Origin of the sequence: Bacillus sp. RAR_M1_44, from assembly GCF_020165935.1 — a bacterium.
GTDB lineage: Bacteria > Bacillota > Bacilli > Bacillales > Bacillaceae > Bacillus > Bacillus altitudinis.
Genome location: NZ_JAIUKX010000001.1, coordinates 636,945 through 654,531, shown reverse-complemented (window position 1 = coordinate 654,531; position 17,587 = coordinate 636,945). Strand labels below are relative to the sequence as shown.

The 17,587-nt window shown below is 42.0% G+C and carries 16 protein-coding genes, 1 pseudogene and 1 other annotated feature; of the genes and pseudogenes, 16 read left to right on the top strand and 1 reads right to left on the bottom strand.

What is annotated here, in order from left to right; genetic code table 11:
• Positions 1 to 63: 63 nt before the first annotated feature.
• The 7 genes and pseudogenes from LCD34_RS03490 to LCD34_RS03460 form a co-directional block, all read left to right on the top strand.
• Positions 64 to 204, top strand: a pseudogene (locus LCD34_RS03490) (DUF1668 domain-containing protein); the annotation flags it as partial.
• Between the two features lie 254 nt (positions 205 to 458).
• On the top strand, positions 459 to 608 hold the full coding sequence (locus tag LCD34_RS03485; protein WP_024427820.1) for a teichoic acid D-Ala incorporation-associated protein DltX: 150 nt from the start codon (positions 459 to 461) through the stop codon (positions 606 to 608).
• Between the two features lie 14 nt (positions 609 to 622).
• Positions 623 to 2,128: a D-alanine--poly(phosphoribitol) ligase subunit DltA gene (dltA, locus tag LCD34_RS03480; protein ID WP_224558516.1), complete on the top strand. Its 1,506-nt coding sequence runs from the start codon at positions 623 to 625 to the stop codon at positions 2,126 to 2,128.
• Entirely contained in the window at positions 2,125 to 3,309 is a 1,185-nt protein-coding gene (gene dltB / locus LCD34_RS03475; protein ID WP_224558515.1) for a D-alanyl-lipoteichoic acid biosynthesis protein DltB, read from the top strand. The genes dltA and dltB overlap by 4 nt, the downstream gene beginning before the upstream one ends.
• Positions 3,310 to 3,330: 21 nt before the next feature.
• Positions 3,331 to 3,567: a D-alanine--poly(phosphoribitol) ligase subunit 2 gene (gene dltC / locus LCD34_RS03470; RefSeq protein ID WP_003216498.1), complete on the top strand. Its 237-nt coding sequence runs from the start codon at positions 3,331 to 3,333 to the stop codon at positions 3,565 to 3,567.
• On the top strand, positions 3,567 to 4,733 hold the full coding sequence (gene dltD, locus LCD34_RS03465) for a D-alanyl-lipoteichoic acid biosynthesis protein DltD (RefSeq protein WP_017358151.1): 1,167 nt from the start codon (positions 3,567 to 3,569) through the stop codon (positions 4,731 to 4,733). The genes dltC and dltD overlap by 1 nt, the downstream gene beginning before the upstream one ends.
• A gap of 95 nt (positions 4,734 to 4,828) precedes the next feature.
• On the top strand, positions 4,829 to 5,248 hold the full coding sequence (locus LCD34_RS03460; protein WP_058213892.1) for a YkvA family protein: 420 nt from the start codon (positions 4,829 to 4,831) through the stop codon (positions 5,246 to 5,248).
• A gap of 195 nt (positions 5,249 to 5,443) precedes the next feature.
• Here the strand turns inward: LCD34_RS03460 and LCD34_RS03455 are convergent, their stop codons facing one another.
• Positions 5,444 to 6,487 carry a lactonase family protein gene (locus LCD34_RS03455; RefSeq protein ID WP_008342861.1) on the bottom strand — a complete coding sequence of 348 codons (1,044 nt, stop codon included), beginning with the start codon at positions 6,485 to 6,487 and terminating at the stop codon, positions 5,444 to 5,446.
• Positions 6,488 to 6,919: 432 nt separating this feature from the next.
• Between LCD34_RS03455 and ilvE the strand changes: the two genes are divergently transcribed.
• The 9 genes from ilvE to ddcA all read left to right on the top strand — a co-directional run bounded on the left by ilvE (position 6,920) and on the right by ddcA (position 17,359).
• A complete protein-coding gene (ilvE, locus tag LCD34_RS03450; RefSeq protein ID WP_060781250.1) occupies positions 6,920 to 7,834 on the top strand; it encodes a branched-chain-amino-acid transaminase in 915 nt (304 codons plus the stop codon).
• Between the two features lie 8 nt (positions 7,835 to 7,842).
• Positions 7,843 to 8,090: a binding site (T-box leader), on the top strand.
• A gap of 122 nt (positions 8,091 to 8,212) precedes the next feature.
• Positions 8,213 to 9,937, top strand: coding sequence for an acetolactate synthase large subunit (ilvB, locus tag LCD34_RS03445; protein WP_008342854.1), 1,725 nt, complete (start codon positions 8,213 to 8,215; stop codon positions 9,935 to 9,937).
• Positions 9,934 to 10,452 (top strand): acetolactate synthase small subunit, encoded by a 519-nt coding sequence (gene ilvN, locus LCD34_RS03440; protein ID WP_007501584.1) that lies wholly within the window; start codon positions 9,934 to 9,936, stop codon positions 10,450 to 10,452. The genes ilvB and ilvN overlap by 4 nt, the downstream gene beginning before the upstream one ends.
• A gap of 18 nt (positions 10,453 to 10,470) precedes the next feature.
• Complete coding sequence (gene ilvC, locus LCD34_RS03435) at positions 10,471 to 11,499, top strand: ketol-acid reductoisomerase (protein WP_007501581.1); 1,029 nt, start codon at positions 10,471 to 10,473, stop codon at positions 11,497 to 11,499.
• A complete protein-coding gene (locus tag LCD34_RS03430) occupies positions 11,486 to 13,039 on the top strand; it encodes a 2-isopropylmalate synthase (RefSeq protein ID WP_008342850.1) in 1,554 nt (517 codons plus the stop codon). Before ilvC ends, LCD34_RS03430 begins: the two co-directional genes overlap by 14 nt.
• 18 nt (positions 13,040 to 13,057) lie before the next feature.
• Positions 13,058 to 14,155: a 3-isopropylmalate dehydrogenase gene (leuB, locus tag LCD34_RS03425; RefSeq protein WP_224558514.1), complete on the top strand. Its 1,098-nt coding sequence runs from the start codon at positions 13,058 to 13,060 to the stop codon at positions 14,153 to 14,155.
• A 42-nt stretch (positions 14,156 to 14,197) separates the two neighbouring features.
• On the top strand, positions 14,198 to 15,613 hold the full coding sequence (gene leuC, locus LCD34_RS03420; protein ID WP_007501575.1) for a 3-isopropylmalate dehydratase large subunit: 1,416 nt from the start codon (positions 14,198 to 14,200) through the stop codon (positions 15,611 to 15,613).
• 15 nt (positions 15,614 to 15,628) lie between these two features.
• Positions 15,629 to 16,228, top strand: a complete 600-nt coding sequence (leuD, locus tag LCD34_RS03415) for a 3-isopropylmalate dehydratase small subunit (protein WP_060781249.1) — start codon at positions 15,629 to 15,631, stop codon at positions 16,226 to 16,228.
• 123 nt (positions 16,229 to 16,351) lie between these two features.
• A complete protein-coding gene (gene ddcA, locus LCD34_RS03410) occupies positions 16,352 to 17,359 on the top strand; it encodes a DNA damage checkpoint antagonist DdcA (protein ID WP_008342841.1) in 1,008 nt (335 codons plus the stop codon).
• The last annotated feature ends 228 nt before the right edge of the window (positions 17,360 to 17,587 follow it).

Below are 17,587 nucleotides of genomic sequence, written 5' to 3'. Positions count from 1 at the left end.
TAAAGCTCTAAATACTAGATTGGTCAACACACTGCTGAAGTAATTTGACCTTTCCATCCTGGCAAAAAGCGAGATGCCGGCGAAGGTCCTGGGTTTTATGAAATTGACGAGCATGACAACAACAAAGGTCCTTTTGAAAGTAAAAAGGACTATGTGGTATTCAACAACATTCTCATGTTCGAAGTGAATAAATATAAAAAGTAAATAACATCAAAGCCATCTAGTCTAACTAGGTGGCTTTTGCGTTTGTTCGACAGCTTTCACCAATTTTAAGGCAAATTTAAGCTTCTATTTCATTTCAATTACATTAAATCTTTGTTACAATAAGACAGCTTTGCCTGAAGACACGTTCATACTTTGGACATCTTTTTTTCATCAATTCTTAAAATTTTTATGTTTTGATATGAAACTCTTTTGATGATCCATGCGTCTTTATAAGTGTCAAAAGAAAAGAGGTTATCAATATGTTATTCAAAAAGCTATCAGAAAATAAGTCTGTAAAATGGATAGGATATACAAGCTTTTACTTACTTATTTTGCTATTATTGTTCTTTATTTACGGATTCCATACAGCAAATACGGGATCATTCATTTACAACGATTTTTAATTGGAGATTAAACTATGAAACTATTACACACGATTCATGAATACCAACAAACGAAACCGACACAGCCAGCATTTGTTTCTCAACATGCTTCGATCACATATGATGAGCTTTGGCGTCTATCAGACCAAATGGCTGGTGCGATCGATGCAGTCGCAGCTGGCAGTGAACCTGTCATTGTCTACGGTCATATGGAGCCAGAGATGCTGATTTCTTTCTTAGGTACTGTGAAATCAGGCAGACCCTATATTCCGGTCGATATCTCAATACCTGTCGAGCGCATCGTCTCAATCATTGAAAGCTCAAAAGCCAGTCTATTGATTTGTGCAAATGAGCAGGCTATACCAGATGTAGAAGAACACATTGAAGTGAAGAGTGCGGCATCGCTTTTAGCACTTGAAAAAGAAGCACCGCCATCCACGCAGTGGGTTCAACAAGATGATGTTTTCTACATTATTTATACGTCTGGCAGTACCGGAAAACCGAAAGGCGTTCAGGTAACAGCCAATAATTTAGAAAGCTTTACAGAGTGGATGTGCCGCGACTTCCCAATTGGTGAGGGACGCACATTCTTAAATCAAGCACCATTTTCTTTTGACTTATCAGTGATGGATCTCTATCCAGCGCTTCAATCAGGCGGCACGCTTTACTGTTTAGTAAAAGATCTTGTCAATAAGCCAAAGGATATGTTTGCAGCACTTGGTCAATCTGACGTTGAAGTGTGGACATCAACACCATCCTTTGTGCAAATGTGCTTAATGGACCCTTCCTTTACAGGAGAGCTTTTACTAGAGTTGAAAGTTTTCTTGTTCTGCGGTGAGGCACTTCCTGTCTCTGTAGCAAGTGCGCTTCTTGAGCGTTTTCCTAAGGCGCAGGTCTTTAATACGTATGGTCCAACTGAAGCAACTGTTGCGATTACATCGATTGAAGTCACGCAGGAGATTCTTGATCAGCACGATTCTTTACCAGTGGGTTATGCCAAACCGGATACAGATATCGTCATTTTAGATGAAGAAGGCAAGACACTCCCTGATGGGGAAAAAGGGGAAATTGTCATCGTGGGGCCAAGCGTCACGAGAGGCTACTTAGGTGAACAAGCCTTAACGGATAAAGTGTTCTTTGAATACGAAGGACGCCCTGCTTACCGCACAGGTGACGCAGGTGTGGCGCAGGATGGTTTGATTACGTGCCACGGTCGTCTGGACTACCAAATTAAGCTACATGGATACCGGATGGAGCTTGAAGAAATTGAATATCATGTGAGCGAGACAACGTATGTCAATGCTTGTGTGATTGTGCCATTCCAGCCAAACGGGCATGTGGAGTACTTAATTGCAGCCATTGTCCCAACTGAGCATTCCTTTGAAAAAGAATATCAGCTGACAAGTGCGATTAAGAAAGAAATGGCGGATTCACTGCCTGCGTACATGATTCCAAGAAAGTTTGTTTATCTTGAGCAGCTGTACATGACGCCAAACGGGAAGGTTGACCGTAAAAGAATCGCGAAAGAGGTTCTTCTATGATTCCGTTTAGTTCATTCTTTTTCTTCATTCTAATTGGTATTCTTCTTTTGCCGACGATGATTCTTGGTCTTCGCGGCAAAAGAATGCAGGGCTACAACATGTTTGCAACGGTTGTGGCACTCGCGCTTATTTTCTCAAAGGATGCACATGGCGCTTTGCTGCTGTTCTTGTTTACAGTATGGCAAGTCTTGATCATCCGCCTATACCTTGCGTACCGGTTGAAGGCGAACAAGGCGTCTGTCTTCTATATGGCAGTGGTGGCATCTATTTTGCCGCTTGTGCTATCAAAGGTTTTACCGTTCTTTTTAACTCATCAGCCGCATCAACCGCCGCCAATGAACTGGCTGAGCTTTTTGGGGATCTCGTACTTAACATTTAAAGGTGTTCAGTTAATTATCGAGACAAGAGACGGCTTGATTAAAAAGAAAATCCCGATTCACCGTTTGGTTTATTTCATCGTCTTTTTCCCGACGATTTCATCCGGTCCAATCGATCGTTATCGCCGGTTTGAAAAGGATATGGATACACCGCCTGAAAAAGAAGCGTACAGTGACCTTCTATATGCAGGGATTCATAAAATTTTTATTGGCTTCTTATATAAGTTCATTATTGGTTATCTCATTCACACATATATTCTCATGAATATTCATCACATTAGCAGCAGTCACTTTGTTCAACAGTTAACGTATATGTATGCGTACAGTATGTATTTGTTCTTTGACTTTGCTGGATATACAGCATTTGCTGTAGGTGTGAGTTATATCATGGGCATTAAATCACCAGAAAACTTTAATAAACCGTTTATCAGCCGTAATATTAAAGACTTCTGGAATCGCTGGCACATGTCGCTATCCTTTTGGTTCAGAGATTATGTGTTTATGAGATTTGTGTTCTTTATGACAAAGAAGAAGTGGATCAAGAACCGGATGGCTGTATCAAATATTGGGTACTTTGTCCTCTTTCTATTGATGGGTGCTTGGCATGGTCTCGCCCTTCAATATATTATTTACGGACTATACCATGCAGTTGTGATGTCCGGTTACAATTTATTTGAGAAGTGGAATAAAAAGCACAAGTGGTGGCCGGATAATAAGGTCACAATGGTTGTGTCGATCATTATTACATTCCATGTGATTTGTTTCGGATTTTATATTTTTTCAGGAAAACCATTTCATCATTAATGATTAAGGGAGTAGAAAATTATGGAATTTAAAAATCAAGTATACGGTATTATTGCAGAGGTTTGTCAGGACGACGTTGTGAAAGAAAATCCAGAGATTGCAATTTTTGACGAAGGTCTTCTAGATTCATTTGGTACAGTAGAACTACTTATGGCAATTGAAAGTCAACTTGGAATTACTGTTCCGATTACAGAATTTGATCGTGATGTGTGGGATACACCGAATCACATTGCTGAGCAGCTGGCAGAGATGAAGTAATGAAAAAGCGTTTTTTTGGGCCGCTTATTTTAGCGGCTGTTCTATTCATTGGTGTTCTTCTTGTACCAAATGCATGGCTCTCACATCTGATCCCAAAAGACAAATTACAAAAGTCAGCCACAGAATTAGATCCAGGGATGTTCCAAGGGCTTTATTTACAAGATGAAATGCTAAAAGATCCAACTTATTTGCCGATCTATGGATCTTCTGAACTATCACGTTTTGATCCATATCACCCTTCGAATTTCTTTCATGAAAATCCTCAAGGGTTTACACCTTATCTTGTTGGAAAAGGTGGATCGCAATCATTAATTCATGCCATGAACTTTGCAGCGCATATGGATGAATTAAAAGGGAAAAAGCTTGTGTTTATCGTGTCCCCGCAGTGGTTTGTCAAATGGGGATCAGACGAGAATCACTTTGCTCCTAACTATTCAGCGCTTCAGGCGCTTGATCTCGCTTATAATAAAGAAATTGATCCAGCTGTTAAAAAAGAGCTCATCAAAAGAATCATGAAGTTTAAGGCAGTAAAGAACGACATGGTCATCACAGAGCTTTTTAAAGCAGAGCTTTCTGGGAACAAATTCGCCTATGGCGCGATTTCTCCTATTGCAAAAATGTATTATGGCATGCTTCAAAAGAAAGACATGTACTATACGATCGGGTCTGGGCATGAGCGCAAGCTTCGTCCGTCTCCTTCAGTGAAAGGGAAAACATGGACTGAGCTTGAAAAAGAAGCGAGCGTCCTAGGATCTGAAAAAGCAGGGGACAACCCGTTTTATATTGATCAGAGACTGTTTGATCGCAAGCTGAAGCCGATCATGAAAAAGATGAAGGATTCTCGTCGCGACAATTCTTATGCAGAATCACCTGAATATAAAGATTTCCAGATCATGCTGGATATTTTAAAACAGGCAGGGGCGAAGCCTTTATTTGTGACGATTCCCGTCAACGGAAAATGGTATGATTACACTGGTTTTCCGAAAGAGGGACGTACAGATTATTATCAAAAAATCAATCGTCAAATTCGAGATAATGGGTATGAAGTCGCAGATTTGACTTCTCATGAGTATGACCCATATTTCTTTAAGGATACGATTCATGTGTCGTATAAAGGATGGGTATACATCGATAAGGCGATCGAAAAATTTTACAAAGAGCAGTAGAACGCAGCAGCTTTCTGCTGCTTTTTGTTTGTCGAATGAGTGGATTTCTTGTATAAATAAGGTGGAAGGGCTATGCTGAATATGGAGGCGATACGATGAATCGTTCTGAGAAAAAAGAACTATTAAAGCGTTCAAAGAAGCATTTTAATGATCATGCCTTTTGGAAAAAGTTAAAAAAGACGGCACAAAAAGCTGGAGTTTCTCTTGTCTATGCTGTGTTATTACTTTATTATACATTGCAAAAACCCGAAGTACCGGTTAAAGCGAAAACCCTCATCATTGGGGCGCTAGGGTACTTTATCCTTCCGATTGATCTGATCCCTGATACATTGGTGGGGATCGGCTACACAGATGATCTAGGCGCCATCACATTTGCTCTGCTTCAAGTGGCAATGTACATTGATGACGATGTCAAAGGAAAAGCGAAAGACAGGCTGGGAAAATGGTTCGGTGAAAAAAGCGATACGTCTTTCATTGATCAAAAGCTTGAAGATGGCGGTATGCCGTCTGCTTAAAGAAAAGCCTCCTAAACGGAGGCTTCAGCGTGTAGACAAACCCTCGCATTCTTTGTCGGTCCTGCGCTTCGGTGCTCGTTCTTCCTAGACTTCAAGGGTTTTCAACTACGCTGAAAAAAAGACAAAGGGCTAAAATAAAGTTCATTTTAGCCCTTTGTCAACAATCTAATGCCTCCTAAACGGAGGCTTTTTTCATTACCCTAAAAATTTCACGCAAACCGGATGCGGAACGGTGATGTCTGATTGTAAGACAGTGAGTCGACCGGTTTCTTTGTCACGTTTGTATAACACAAGATTGCTAGATTCTTGGTTTGAACCAACGAGAAATTCTTCTGTTGGATCAAGGACAAAGTCTCTAGGCCAATTTCCTTCAGATGAAGCAATTTCAACGAGGCTTAGTTTGCCGTCATGATCTGCTTTGAAAATGGCAATGCTGTCATGTCCACGATTTCCTGCATACACAAATTGACCGTCAGAAGACACATGAATGGCGCTGCCTTGATTATTCTCTGTGAAGTCATTAGGAATGGTTGCGATCGTTTGGATCTCTTCGAAATGACCATCTTCAAAATAACGAAGTACAATGACCTCTGAGCTGAGCTCTGTCATGACATATGCCACAGGTTTCGTTGGGTGGAATGTGATATGACGAGGGCCGCTGCCTGGTTTTGTTTCAAATGTATGGGCAAGCTCAAGTTTGCCGTTTTCTTTCTTATACGTATAAATACCGTCTGTGCCAAGGTCAACAGCCACCGCAAATTGTTCATCAGGCGTCAAACCCATAAAGTGGGTGTGCGGTTTTTCTTGACGGTCTTCGTTTGGTCCAGTGCCTTCATGCTGCGCCTGTGACAGTGTGCGGATCACTGAGCCGTTTTCAGCATCAATTTCATACATCTCTGCTGTTCCTTTATGATAGTTTGCTGTAAACGCCGTTTTCGTTTGGCTGTCCACGCTGACGTGACAAGGAGAAGCCCCATCGGCAAGCTCTTGGTTGATGAAACGAAGTGCGCCGGTGTCGGCATCAATTTGATACGCAGCAAGACCGCCCTGTGCCCCTTCTTTCACAACAGCATACACAAACTTTTGAGAATCTGAGACAGTTAAATATGTAGGATTTTCAAGTTCTGCAGCCACTTCTACTTGTTCAATCTGCTGCTTGTCCGTATTTAAAGTAAAAGAATAGATTCCTTTACTGTCTCCCTTTGTATACGTTCCGATATAACCTCTGATGTTAGCCATGTATTGCCCTCCTTCTATTAGATGCTCTCATTCTATCACAAATTCATAGGAAAACGCTTTAGAAAGGCATGCTGAAGGAAAAAACAAACGCAATGAAATCTCACAATATTCTTCAAAAACCATGTGAAAAAATATCACAAAAGCTTGTTCAAAAGAAAACCGTTCATGTAGAGTAAATAAATTGAAGAAAAAATACAAAAAATTTTAAGTTTTTTCATTCCTTGTCTAGCAAAGGTGTAAGCGTATACATTTTATTTTGATTAGTCTAAATTGTCTAATAATTTTAAAAATGCTGTTGACACTGTATGGAAAGCGGCGTAAGATGGGTTCAACAAAAGCAAACAGACACGCAGAGTAAGCGTGAGACACTTCAATATAAAGTGTCTGAAAATTCAACTACTTTTTGTTTGAAAGAGAGGGTGCTCACTGAAGATGGAAGACCAAAAGGAACAGTGGATCTTTTTAAACGATGAACTCGTGAAAAAAGAGCATGCGAAAATTTCAGTTTATGATCATGGCTTCTTATATGGTGACGGTGTGTTCGAAGGAATACGTGTATATAACGGAAATATCTTTCGAATGAAAGAACACTTAGATCGCCTGTATGATTCCGCTAGATCCATTATGCTGAACATTCCATATTCACTTGAGGAGCTCACTGAAAAAATGATTCATACAGTTGAAAGGAACGGCCTAAAAGATGCCTATATCCGCCTTGTTGTCTCAAGAGGAGCCGGTGATCTTGGCTTAGATCCAAACAACTGCGGGAGAGCCAACACAGTGATCATTGTAGAGCCGCTGGCCATCTTTCCAAAGCACCTATATGAAACAGGTATTGATATTGTGACAGTACCAACGAGACGAAATCGTCCTGACGTATTGAGTCCGAAAGTGAAATCATTAAACTATTTGAATAACATTCTTGTCCGAATTGAAGCCCATATGGCCGGTGTGAGTGAAGCGCTGATGCTGAACGATCAAGGGTATGTGGCTGAAGGTTCAGCGGACAACGTGTTTATTTATAAAAAAGGCAAGCTTTATACACCGCCAGGTTATATCGGCGCACTTGAAGGCATCACAAGAAATGCCATCATGGAAATCGCAGAAGACTTAGGCTACGAAGTGAAAGAAGAACCTTTCACAAGGCATGATGTGTATACAGCTGAAGAAGTCTTCCTGACAGGAACCGCTGCCGAAGTCATCGCTGTTGTAAAAGTTGACGGCCGTATCATTGGCGAAGGAAAACCAGGGTTCCACACAAACAAACTTCTTGAACAATTCCGCAAGCGAGTCGTTGAAGAAGGAGAAAAAGTAGTCTTTACCGATGAAAACATTCACGCAAGCTAAATAGATATCGATAAACGTTGAAGAGGACTAGTAGCTTTAGAGTCAGTATCTACAGAGAGCCGGTGCTAGCTGGAAACCGGTGTTACTTTCTAAAGTGAACTCACCTCTGAGTGTCTGCTTGAAATGATAGTAGGGCAGACCGAGTGACATTGCATCACTCGTTACCAAAATGGATGAAAGATGTCCATGAGACGGCAGCATGATTTGCCGTGAACAAGGGTGGTACCGCGAAAAACAAAGCTTTTTCGCCCCTTTGACCTAGTGAAAAGTAGTGTCATTGTGGGGTGAGAAGGCTTTTTTATATGGTCTCATATCTCTATCTTGAATGGAAAAGGGTGAAAGGACTTGACTGAAGCAAGACAAAGAGGAGGAAATCAAATGGGGACAAATGTACAAATGGAGACGGAAAAATCAAATGCACCACAAACGATGAACGGTGCACTCATGTTAATTGAAGCACTCAAAAGAGAAAAAGTAGAAGTCATTTTTGGTTATCCTGGCGGAGCCGTTTTACCAATCTACGATAAAATTTACGATTCTGGTTTATTTCATGTTCTGCCAAGACATGAGCAAGGAGCGATTCACGCAGCGGAGGGATACGCAAGAGTATCTGGTAAACCAGGCGTTGTTATTGCCACATCAGGACCGGGGGCAACAAACCTAGTCACAGGAATTGCAGATGCGATGATTGATTCACTACCTATGGTTATCTTCACTGGACAGGTGGCAACCTCAGTCATTGGATCAGATGCATTCCAAGAAGCAGATGTACTTGGTATCACAATGCCAATCACAAAACACAGCTATCAAGTGAGACGTCCAGAAGAGTTACCGGGTGTCATTAAAGAGGCATTTCACATCGCAACAACCGGCAGACCTGGTCCAGTCTTGATTGATATTCCAAAAGATGTCGCTGGTATTGAAGGGACATTTGAATACGATCAGCCAATTGATTTGCCTGGTTATCAGCCGAAAATTGAGCCGAATTATTTGCAAATTCGCAAGTTAGTAGAAGCTGTAAGCAGAGCAAAGAAACCAGTTATTCTAGCAGGAGCTGGCGTTCTTCATGGCAAAGCGTCGGAAGAATTAAGGCAATATGTAGAGCAGCAGCAAATCCCTGTCGCTCATACATTGCTTGGGCTTGGCGGATTCCCGGCAAAGCATCCTCTTTTCCTAGGAATGGCGGGTATGCACGGCACATATGCAGCGAACATGGCACTACATCAATGTGACTTACTCATTTCAATCGGAGCGAGATTTGATGACAGGGTAACCGGCAACCTCAATCATTTTGCAAAGCATGCGAAGGTGGCTCATATTGACATCGACCCAGCGGAAATTGGTAAAAACATTCACACCCATATCCCAGTTGTTGGTGACAGTAAGCTAGTGCTTCAAGAACTTATCAAGCAGGACGGGAAACAAGGTGAATCAGACGAGTGGAAGAGCCAGCTAAATCAGTGGAAGGAAGAATATCCACTCTGGTATGTCGAAAACGAAGCTGAAGGCTTTAAGCCTCAAAAGCTGATCGAATACATTCATCAATTTACAAAAGGTGAAGCCATTGTGGCAACTGATGTCGGACAGCACCAAATGTGGGCTGCACAGTTCTATCCATTTGAAAATGCCGATAAGTGGGTGACATCTGGTGGGCTTGGCACAATGGGATTTGGTTTACCGGCAGCGATTGGCGCGCAGCTAGCTGATCAAGAGGCAACGGTTGTGGCGATTTTAGGAGACGGAGGTTTTCAAATGACCCTGCAAGAACTTGCCGTTATCCGTGAGCTGAACCTTCCAGTGAAAGTGATTGTTCTCAATAATCACAGTCTTGGAATGGTAAGACAATGGCAAGAAATTTTTTACGAAGAACGCTACTCACATTCTAAATTTTCAGAGCAGCCAGACTTCGTGAAATTATCTGAAGCTTATGGCATTAAAGGGATCAGAATCTCATCAGACGAAGAGGCGCAAGAAAAGCTCGAAGAAGCATTAACGTCTAGAGAGCCTGTTTTCATCGATGTCAATGTAGCGAGAGATGAGAAAGTATTCCCGATGGTAGCACCGGGGAAAGGACTTCATGAGATGGTGGGGGTGAAACCTTGAAAAGAATTATTGTGTTGACTGTATTAAATCGATCAGGCGTACTGAACAGAATCACAGGCCTTTTTACTAAAAGACACTACAACATTGAAAGCATTACGGTCGGCCATTCTGAGATTCAAGATGTATCACGCATCACGTTCGTCGTCCATGTAGACCAAGAGAAAGACATCGAACAGCTGACAAAACAGCTGAACAAACAAATCGATGTCCTCAAAGTAACGGATATTACAAACCAATCAATCGTTCAGCGAGAGCTGGCTTTGATAAAAGTCGTATCTGCACCAGCATCTAGAATGGAGATCACGGGGGTCATTGAACCGTTTAGGGCTTCTATTGTAGATGTGAGCAGAGAGAGTGTCGTCATTCAGGTGACAGGTGAGTCTTCAAAAATTGAAGCACTCATTGAATTACTTAAGCCATACGGCATTAAAGAAGTCGCCAGAACTGGCACCACGGCCTTTGCGAGAGATAATCAGCAAAAGCCGCAAACAAATAAAACAATTTCAATTGTCTAAACAAAAGGAGAGAGTCAAATGGTAAAAGTATATTATAACGGTGATATTCAAGAAAACGTATTAAACGGTCAAAAGGTAGCTATCATTGGTTACGGATCACAGGGTCATGCACATGCATTGAACTTAAAAGAGAGCGGCGTAGATGTGATTGTCGGTGTGAGAAAAGGCGGATCTTATACAAAAGCACAAGAAGACGGTCATCAAGTATTCACAGTAAAAGAAGCAGCAGCACAAGCAGATGTCGTCATGGTATTACTTCCTGACGAACAGCAAAAGAAAGTATATGATGAAGAAATCAAAGATCAATTAGAAGCTGGCAACTCTCTTGTATTCGCACACGGATTCAACGTTCACTTCCATCAAATTGTTCCTCCAAGTGACGTAGATGTGTATCTTGTGGCTCCAAAAGGTCCAGGACATCTTGTCAGAAGAACATATGAGCAAGGCGCTGGTGTACCTGCACTATTTGCTATTTATCAAGATGTATCAGGTCAAGCGAAAGACAAAGCACTTGCTTATGCAAAAGCAATCGGCGGAGCAAGAGCAGGCGTTCTTGAAACAACATTTAAAGAAGAAACAGAAACGGATCTATTCGGTGAGCAGGCAGTTCTTTGTGGAGGTCTTACTTCATTAGTTAAAGCAGGTTTTGAAACATTAACAGAAGCTGGGTATCAGCCAGAGCTTGCATACTTCGAGTGTCTGCATGAACTGAAATTGATCGTTGACCTTATGTATGAAGAAGGATTAGAAGGTATGAGATATTCAATCTCTGATACAGCGCAATGGGGTGACTTCGTATCAGGACCACGCGTTGTGGATGCAAAAGTAAAAGAATCAATGAAAGCAGTCTTGACTGACATCCAAAACGGAACATTCGCGAAAGAATGGATTGTTGAAAACCAAGTGAATCGTCCACGTTTCAATGCGATCAATGCAAATGAAAATGAGCACCAAATTGAAATCGTCGGAAGAAAGCTTCGTGAAATGATGCCTTTCGTTAAACAAGGAAAGAAAAAGGAAGCGGTGAGCGTCGGTGCGAAAAATTAATTTTTTTGACACAACACTTCGAGATGGAGAGCAATCACCAGGAGTGAACTTAAATGCACAAGAAAAGCTAATCATTGCTAAGCAGCTTGAGCGCCTTGGGGTTAATATCATTGAAGCGGGTTTTCCCGCTTCATCCCGAGGGGATTTCTTAGGCGTACAAGAAATTGCAAGAACGATTAAGAACTGTTCAGTTGCAGGACTTGCACGATGTGTGAAAGGTGACATTGATGCTGCATGGGACGCATTAAAAGATGGAGCTCAACCAAGAATACACGTCTTTATTGCGACTTCTGACATTCACCTCAAGCATAAACTAAAGAAAACACGTGAAGAAGTGGTTGAACAAGCTGTTTCAATGGTGAAATACGCGAAAGAGCGCTTCCCAGTTGTTCAGTGGTCAGCAGAAGATGCATGCCGAACAGATCTTTCTTTCCTAGCAGAAATTGTAGAAAAAGTGATCGACGCAGGCGCAAGTGTCATTAACTTGCCTGACACTGTTGGATACCTAGCACCAAAAGAGTACGGAAATATCTTTAAATATATGAAGGAACACGTTCCAAATATCGATCAAGTCATCTTGTCAGCACACTGTCATGATGATTTAGGAATGGCTGTAGCGAACTCACTTGCTGCCATTGAAAATGGAGCAGATCAAATTGAAACAGCTGTCAACGGTATTGGAGAGCGCGCAGGAAATGCTGCTTTAGAAGAAATTGCAGTTGCCCTTCATATTCGCAAAGACTTTTACCAAGTCGAATCAACCATTCAGTTGAATGAAATTAAGCGCACAAGTGATGTAGTGAGCAAATACTCAGGTATGATTGTACCGCGTAATAAAGCAGTCGTTGGAAACAATGCATTTGCCCATGAATCAGGTATTCACCAAGATGGATTCCTCAAAGAAAAAACAACCTATGAAATTATCTCTCCAGAGCTTGTAGGCGTCACAACAGATGTGCTTGTCCTTGGTAAACACTCCGGAAGACACGCGTTTAAAGACCGCTTAAAAACACTCGGCTTTAAATTGACTGAAGAAGAGATCAATAAGTTCTTCGAAACTTTTAAGAACTTAACAGAGAAGAAGAAAGAAATCACAGATGATGATTTGATCTCTATTATATTAGAAGAAAAAGTAGCAGACCGGAAAATCGGCTATGAATTTGAAAGTCTTCAAGTTCACTATGGAACAGAGCAAATGCCGACAGCAACAGTCTCTCTTAAAAATCAAGAAACGCAGGAAGTCATTCAAGAAGCAGCTACAGGTGCAGGCAGTGTAGAAGCTGTGTACAACACGCTTGAGCGCTGTATGGAGGAAAGAATTCATTTGCTAGACTATCGCATTCAATCAAATGGAAAAGGCAGAGACGCACTAGCGGAAGTATATGTCACTGTTTCAATAGAAGGAAAAGAAACAGCAGGACGCGGTGTAGCGCAAGATGTGCTGGAAGCATCGGCTAAAGCTTACGTCAATGCAGTGAATAGACATTTAATCTTTAAATCAAACCTAATAGAAATTGAGAAACATCACGCCATCTCATAAGAAAGGAGGAAGGGACTCATGAAAAAGAAAATTGCACTTTTGCCCGGCGATGGAATCGGACCGGAAGTCGTCACATCAGCTGTCGCTGTCCTGAAAGAGACAGCGGCTCAATTTCAACACGAATTTGAATTCGAAACAGCTCTCATTGGCGGTATAGCGATAGATGAAAAAAACAATCCGCTCCCTAAAGAAACAGTAGAAGTGTGCAAAAGCGCAGATGCGATTTTATTAGGAGCCGTTGGCGGACCAAAGTGGGATCAAAACCCGCCAGAACTTCGCCCAGAAAAAGGCTTGCTCTCCATTCGCAAGCAGCTGGACTTATTTGCGAACATCCGCCCTGTCAAAGTATTTGATAGCTTGAGTGAGGCTTCACCGTTAAAACAAGATCACATTAGCGGAGTAGATTTCGTCATCGTTCGTGAATTAACTGGAGGCCTCTACTTTGGCGAACCAAGTGAGCGCTACACGGATGATGAAGGAAAAGAAGCTGCGGTTGATACACTTCTTTATACAAAGGAAGAGATTGTTCGTGTATTAAAAGAAGCGTTCGACATGGCATTAACGAGACGGAAAAAAGTAACGTCTGTGGATAAAGCAAATGTTCTCGCTTCGAGTAAACTATGGCGGGATGCGGTAGAAGAAGTTGCATCCCAATATCCAGATGTCGCATATGAGCACATGCTCGTCGATAATGCCGCGATGCAGCTGATTTATAAGCCCGCTCAATTTGATGTCATCGTGACAGAGAATATGTTTGGTGACATTTTAAGTGACGAAGCATCTATGATTACTGGCTCACTCGGCATGCTGCCATCTGCTAGTTTATCAAGCACCGGCCTTCATTTATATGAGCCGATTCATGGTTCAGCACCCGATATTGCGGGGCAAAATGTCGCAAACCCTCTGGCTATTATATTGTCAGCAGCCAGCTTGCTTAGAACATCCTTTGCTTTAGAAGAAGAAGCGGCTGCAATTGAAGCAGCTGTGGAAGCCGTCCTTGCCTCTGGCAAACGAACAAAGGACCTAGCATCAAAAGAGGGAACGTATGAAACGACTGATGATATCACGAAAGCCGTTGTAGATGCACTCAAACAACGGGCGAAAACCATTGTATAAATAGAAATCTTGTTGAATTAGGTAGAGGGAGGAAAAAGGGTTATGCCTCGAACAATCATCGAAAAAATATGGGATCAGCATGTTGTCAAAAATGGCGAGGGAAAACCAGACCTTTTATATATTGATCTGCACTTGGTGCATGAGGTGACGTCACCTCAAGCATTTGAAGGATTAAGACAAAAAGGGCGCAAGGTGCGAAGACCACAAAACACATTTGCGACGATGGATCACAACATTCCGACTGTGAATCGATTTGTGATCAAAGATGAGATTGCGAAGAAGCAAGTCAGTGCTCTAGAGCGCAACTGTGCTGAATTTGGGGTCCGTCTAGCTGACCTTCACAGTGTAGACCAAGGAATCGTTCATGTCGTTGGACCAGAGCTTGGTTTAACACTTCCGGGGAAAACAATCGTGTGTGGAGATAGTCATACATCTACTCATGGTGCATTTGGTGCACTTGCCTTTGGGATTGGCACAAGTGAGGTTGAGCATGTGCTTTCCACACAAACACTTTGGCAGCAGCGTCCGAAGACACTAGAAATTAGAGTAGACGGAACGCTTCAAAAAGGGGTAACAGCCAAAGATGTCATTTTAGCAGTCATTGGTGCACATGGCGTGAAGTTCGGTTCAGGTTATGTCATTGAATACACTGGGGAAGTATTCAGAAACATGTCAATGGATGAGCGGATGACCGTTTGTAATATGTCAATTGAAGCAGGCGCAAGAGCAGGATTGATCGCACCTGATGAAGTGACCTTTGAATATTGCCGCGGACGCAAATACGCACCGCAGGGTGAAGATTTTGAAGCAGCGATCAAAGAATGGAAAGAACTAAGAACAGATCCGGGTGCGACCTATGATAAAACCATTGTTTTAGATGGAAATCATATTTCACCAATGGTCACGTGGGGAATTAACCCAGGAATGGTGCTACCTGTGGATGCAGCCATTCCAGGACCTGAAGACTTTGCACAAGAAGATGACCAAAAAGAAGCAAAACGTGCCTATGAATACATGGGGGTTCACCCGCATCAGCGTATTGAAGATATTACGATTGAGCATGTGTTTATTGGCTCATGTACGAACTCAAGAATGACTGATTTACGCCAAGCCGCTTCTATGATTGAAGGCCAAAAAGTAGCCGATCATGTCAGAGCGATTGTGGTTCCTGGCTCACAAAGTGTCAAACTGCAAGCAGAAGAAGAAGGTCTTCATGAAATTTTCCTAGAAGCAGGATTTGAATGGAGAGAATCTGGCTGTAGTATGTGCCTCAGCATGAATAACGATGTGGTGCCAGAAGGTGAACGTTGTGCATCTACATCAAACCGTAACTTTGAGGGACGTCAAGGGAAGGGTGCAAGGACGCATCTTGTCAGCCCGGCAATGGCTGCAATGGCTGCCATACATGGCCGATTTGTCGATGTCAGGAAGTTTAATCAAGAGAAAACAGTCGTGTAAGGAGTTGTGTCATAGATGGAGCCTTTAGTCACTCATAAAGGAAAAGCCGCTGTGCTTAACCGTATAAATGTAGATACAGATCAAATCATTCCGAAACAGTTTTTGAAAAGAATCGAACGAACAGGATATGGCCGATTTGCCTTCTTCGACTGGCGATATTTAGCAGATGGCAGTCCGAATCCAGATTTTGAACTCAATCAGCCGATTTATGAAGGAGCCTCTATTTTGATCGCAGGCGAAAACTTTGGCTGCGGATCATCAAGGGAACATGCGCCTTGGGCACTTGATGATTATGGCTTCAAAATTGTCATTGCCCCATCTTTCGCCGATATTTTCCATCAAAACTGTTTTAAAAACGGGATGCTTCCGATCCGCCTTGATTATGATGTGTGGAAAACGTTTGCTGCATCATATGAAAACAAAGGATATGAAATGACAGTTGATCTGGAAAAACAACAGATTCAAGACCATGAAGGGAATGTTACTCCTTTCGATGTAGATCCACACTGGAGAGAAATGCTCCTGAATGGCTATGATGAGATTTCATTAACATTGTTACTAGAAGATGAGATTCAGGCATTTGAAGAGAAACGTAGCAACTGGCTGCGTGCATAAACAACGAGAAGCCGTCCCCGTGGTGTGACGGCTTCTTTTTTGCATGAAAACCTCTCGTTACTTGTGTTTACTAACCTTCGTTGGTAAACTGATAAAAAATATGCGCCCGAAAGGAACGTAAGCATGAAACATGACAAGAAGAAAGATAATGTCATTTTGTTTCCTGGTCTGAAAGAAAGACTGATTGAAAAAGGAATGGCAGCATTAAAAGATAAACAGTATCAAGAGGCGCTTCACTTATTTTCAGAAGCGAAATCGTATGATGACGATGAAGAATCCGATATTCATCTCGGTATGGCGATTTGTTTTCTAGAGCTTGGTGAGCTGCAGGATGCAAAGCGAGTATGTGAAAAGATGCTACATGAAGGATATGGACACTATTTCACTGTGCTTCAAGTGTATATGACCATCTTAATTCAGCTGAAAGAGTACGAGGAAGTCAAACAAACAATTGAGGCTGTCCTTGAAGAAAATCACCTTCCAGCAGAAAGCGCGGAGCATTTTTATAAACTGCTTGAATTTAGCAGAAAGATGATTGAATCACCAGAAGAGATTTTAGACGAAGACGAGGAAGGCAGCGGAGAAATCAATATAGATGAAATGCTCGAGCGGCCAGAAGAGCAGGTGCAGTTCATCCATTCGCTGAAAGACCGAAACATCACGCCACATATGGGTCTATTAAATACGATCCTACAAAAGCCTGATGGAAACCCTTTGGTCAAATCATTGATCCTGCAACTTCTGTCAGATCATGATGTGGCAAAGCCGGTTCATGTGACGAAGTTCGGTGATTCTTTAACGCTTGTTCCTTCTGAGGCTGTCAAGCCAGAGCAAATGCCACTGCTTCAGCAAGTCCTTCGAAAGCTCGATGACACTCTCGGCAATGAGAACCCAACCCTTTATCAAGGGGTTGAAGAGTTATGGCGCCGGCACTTATTTGTGCTATATCCATTTCTTCCTAAATATACGGATCCGAATCTTTGGGCTGCGGCACTTCATAAAGTCGGCTATGAAATGCATGGTATCGAGATTGACCTCGAAGAATTGCATTTATTGTATGATTTTAACGAACGAGAGCTGAGAGAAGCTTGTACAATGCTGAAAGATATTGAAGAAATTTCTTATTTGTAATTTGTCGATTTAGTTGAAAGACGGACTTGTTATGTTATAATATAATGGTTGTATTTGTGCATATATCGTGCGGTTGTAAGATTCCAACGGTTGAAAGACGTTATGTATAATCAAGTCAAATGTTGTATACATAAGACCGCTTCTTTAGCGGAGTGCGTGGTTTTTGATTGGACGAACTCTTTATGATGCTTTAGAATGTAACAACGCACAATCTGAATAGATTTTTGG